The organism is Bradyrhizobium sp. STM 3843 (assembly GCF_000239815.1).
GTDB lineage: Bacteria > Pseudomonadota > Alphaproteobacteria > Rhizobiales > Xanthobacteraceae > Bradyrhizobium.
Genome location: NZ_CAFK01000267.1, coordinates 1 through 583, shown reverse-complemented (window position 1 = coordinate 583; position 583 = coordinate 1). Strand labels below are relative to the sequence as shown.

Genomic DNA, 583 nt, shown 5'->3' with positions numbered 1-583 from the left:
CGGCAAGCTCGGTGGCCAGGCCGAAGTGCCGGGCGTCGCCGGCACCTGGAAGGACCTGACCGACAGCGTCAACTCGATGGCGGGCAATTTGACGGCCCAGGTCCGCAACATCGCCGAGGTGGCGACCGCGATCGCCTCCGGCGACCTCTCGCGCAAGATCACCGTCGACGTCCGCGGCGAGATCCTGAGCCTCAAGGAGACGCTGAACACGATGGTCGACCAGCTCAACCGCTTCGCGGGCGAGGTCACCCGCGTCGCGCGCGAGGTCGGCACCGAAGGCCGCCTCGGCGGTCAGGCCAACGTGCCCGGCGTCGCCGGCACCTGGAAGGACCTGACCGACAGCGTCAACTCGATGGCCGGCAATCTGACCGCCCAGGTCCGCAACATCGCCGAGGTGACCACCGCGGTGGCTCGCGGCGACCTGTCGCGCAAGATCACCGTGGACGTCAAAGGCGAGATCCTGGAGCTGAAGAACACCATCAACACGATGGTCGACCAGCTCAACGCTTTCGCCTCCGAAGTGACGCGCGTGGCACGCGAGGTCGGTACCGAAGGCAAGCTCGGCGGCCAGGCCGAGGTGCCC

1 protein-coding gene is annotated in these 583 nt (G+C 68.3%); it reads left to right on the top strand.

Annotation, left to right across the window (positions count from 1 at the left end; genetic code table 11):
• A partial coding sequence (locus BRAS3843_RS27445) for a HAMP domain-containing protein (RefSeq protein ID WP_035982963.1) occupies nt 1-583 on the top strand: 583 nt, incomplete at both ends.